Annotated in this window: 2 protein-coding genes; both read left to right on the top strand. The window is 71.6% G+C overall.

The annotated features are described in order from the left end of the window. The first annotated feature begins 58 nt into the window (after positions 1-58). Positions 59-1468 (top strand): DNA repair protein RadA, encoded by a 1410-nt coding sequence (gene radA, locus P1P70_RS43020; protein ID WP_319247707.1) that lies wholly within the window; start codon positions 59-61, stop codon positions 1466-1468. Positions 1469-1549: 81 nt separating this feature from the next. Then, a complete protein-coding gene (disA, locus tag P1P70_RS43015) occupies positions 1550-2674 on the top strand; it encodes a DNA integrity scanning diadenylate cyclase DisA (RefSeq protein WP_319247705.1) in 1125 nt (374 codons plus the stop codon). Positions 2675-2790 lie beyond the last annotated feature (116 nt).

Here is a 2790-nt window from a genome sequence, read left to right as displayed (position 1 = left end):
CCACACCCCCTTCGCCCACCCGTCGGACACTGTCAGTGCCCTCCGTTACGGTTCGTCCATGGCTGCCCGTACGAAGACCGCGAAGGACCGCCCGGCATACCGCTGCACCGAATGCGGCTGGCAGACGGCCAAGTGGCTGGGCCGCTGCCCCGAATGCCAGGCCTGGGGCACGGTCGAGGAGTACGGCACCCCGGCCGTCCGCACGACGGCCCCCGGCCGCGTCACCACCTCCGCCGTCCCCATCGGCCAGGTGGACGGCCGCCAGGCCACCGCCCGCTCCACCGGCGTTCCCGAGCTCGACCGAGTCCTCGGCGGCGGCCTCGTCCCCGGCGCCGTGGTCCTCCTCGCAGGCGAGCCCGGCGTCGGCAAGTCCACCCTCCTCCTCGACGCCGCCGCCAAGTCCGCGAGCGCCGAACACCCCACCCTGTACGTCACGGGCGAGGAGTCCGCCAGCCAGGTCCGCCTCCGCGCCGACCGCATCGATGCCCTCCACGATCATCTCTACCTCGCCGCCGAGACCGACCTCGCCGCCGTCCTCGGTCACTTGGACGCGGTCAAACCGTCCCTCCTGATCCTCGACTCGGTCCAGACCGTCGCCTCCCCGGAGATCGACGGCGCCCCCGGCGGCATGGCCCAGGTCCGCGAAGTCGCCGGCGCCCTGATCCGCGCCTCCAAGGATCGCGGCATGTCGACGCTCCTCGTGGGCCACGTCACCAAGGACGGCGCCATCGCGGGCCCCCGCCTCCTGGAGCACCTCGTCGACGTCGTCCTGCACTTCGAGGGCGACCGCCACGCCCGCCTCCGCCTGGTCCGCGGCGTCAAGAACCGCTACGGCGCCACGGACGAGGTCGGCTGCTTCGAGCTGCACGACGAGGGCATCACCGGCCTGACCGACCCCAGCGGCCTGTTCCTCACCCGCCGCGACGAGCCCGTCCCCGGCACCTGCCTCACCGTCACCCTGGAGGGCCGCCGCCCCCTGGTCGCGGAAGTGCAGTCGCTCACAGTCGACTCGCAGCTCCCCTCCCCCCGCCGGACCACCTCAGGCCTGGAGACCTCCCGGGTCTCGATGATGCTCGCGGTCCTGGAACAGCGCGGCCGGATCAGCGCCCTCGGCAAGCGGGACATCTACTCGGCGACGGTCGGCGGCGTGAAGCTCTCGGAGCCCGCCGCGGACCTCGCGATCGCCCTCGCGCTGGCCTCCGCCGCAAGTGACACCCCCCTCCCCAAGAACCTGGTGGCGATCGGTGAGGTGGGCCTCGCGGGCGAGGTCAGACGGGTCACCGGGGTCCAGCGCCGCCTGGCCGAAGCGCACCGCCTGGGCTTCACGCACGCGCTCGTTCCGTCCGATCCCGGCAAGGTTCCTCCCGGTATGAAGGTCCTGGAAGTGGCCGACATGGGAGACGCGCTGCGGGTGCTGCCCCGATCGCGTCGGCGAGAGGCCCCACGGGACGAGGAGGACCGCCGGTAGACTTTGCCCAGGTCTCGCCCGTCCGTACGAACCACGAGTGCGAAACGGGAGCGCCCCAGAACCTGCGACCGGAGGAGTGCAGTGGCAGCCAACGACCGGGCAGCAGCTCCCGGAAAGTCCGGTGGGAGCTCCGGTGCCGATGGCCTGATGCGCGCCTCACTGAGCGCCGTGGCCCCAGGCACGGCCCTGCGCGACGGGCTTGAACGGATTCTCCGCGGCAACACCGGCGGACTCATCGTGCTCGGCTTCGACAAGACCGTCGAGCCGATGTGCACCGGTGGTTTCGTCCTGGATGTCGAGTTCACCGCCACGCGCCTGCGTGAGCTGTGCAAGCTCGACGGCGGCATCGTGCTGTCCTCGGACCTCTCCAAGATCCTCCGTGCGGGCGTCCAGCTGGTCCCCGACCCGATGATCCCGACAGAGGAGACGGGCACCCGCCACCGTACGGCCGACCGCGTCAGCAAACAGGTGGGCTTCCCCGTCGTCTCGGTCTCCCAGTCGATGCGCCTCATCGCCCTGTACGTCGACGGACAGCGCCGCGTCCTGGAGGACTCGGCCGCGATCCTGTCCCGCGCCAACCAGGCACTGGCGACCCTCGAACGCTACAAGCTCCGCCTGGACGAGGTGGCGGGCACTCTCTCCGCGCTGGAGATCGAGGACCTGGTGACGGTCCGGGACGTCTCGGCGGTCGCCCAGCGACTGGAGATGGTCCGTCGCATCGCCACCGAAATCGCCGAATACGTGGTCGAACTGGGCACGGACGGCCGTCTCCTGGCCCTCCAGCTCGACGAACTGATCGCGGGCGTCGAGCCGGAGCGCGAACTGGTGGTCAGGGACTACGTCCCCGAGCCCACCGCGAAGCGCTCCCGCACGGTCGACCAGGCCCTGTACGAACTCGACGCCCTCACCCACGCCGAGCTCCTCGAACTCCCCACGGTCGCCCGCGCTCTCGGCTACACCGGCTCCCCCGAGGGCATGGACTCGGCCGTCTCCCCGCGCGGCTTCCGCCTCCTCGCGAAGGTCCCGCGCCTGCCGGGCGCCATCATCGACCGCCTGGTGGAGCACTTCGGCGGCCTCCAGAAGCTTCTCGCGGCGAGCGTCGACGACCTCCAGACGGTCGACGGCGTGGGCGAGGCCCGTGCCCGCAGCGTCCGCGAGGGTCTCTCCCGCCTGGCGGAGTCCTCCATCCTGGAACGCTACGTCTGACGACTCACCGGCCCGCTCAGCCCGTCCGGCGTTCGAGGACGAGGCCGAAGGCCGACAGGGGGGTCTGGGGGCGCAGCCCTCAGGGATGGGACGGGTAGGGGCGGCGGGGGCGAGAA

The sequence above is a fragment of the Streptomyces sp. MB09-02B genome, assembly GCF_033794485.1.
Taxonomy (GTDB): domain Bacteria; phylum Actinomycetota; class Actinomycetes; order Streptomycetales; family Streptomycetaceae; genus Streptomyces.
Note: the sequence above shows the minus strand (reverse complement) of the source record. Positions and strands in the feature narration are given on the sequence as shown.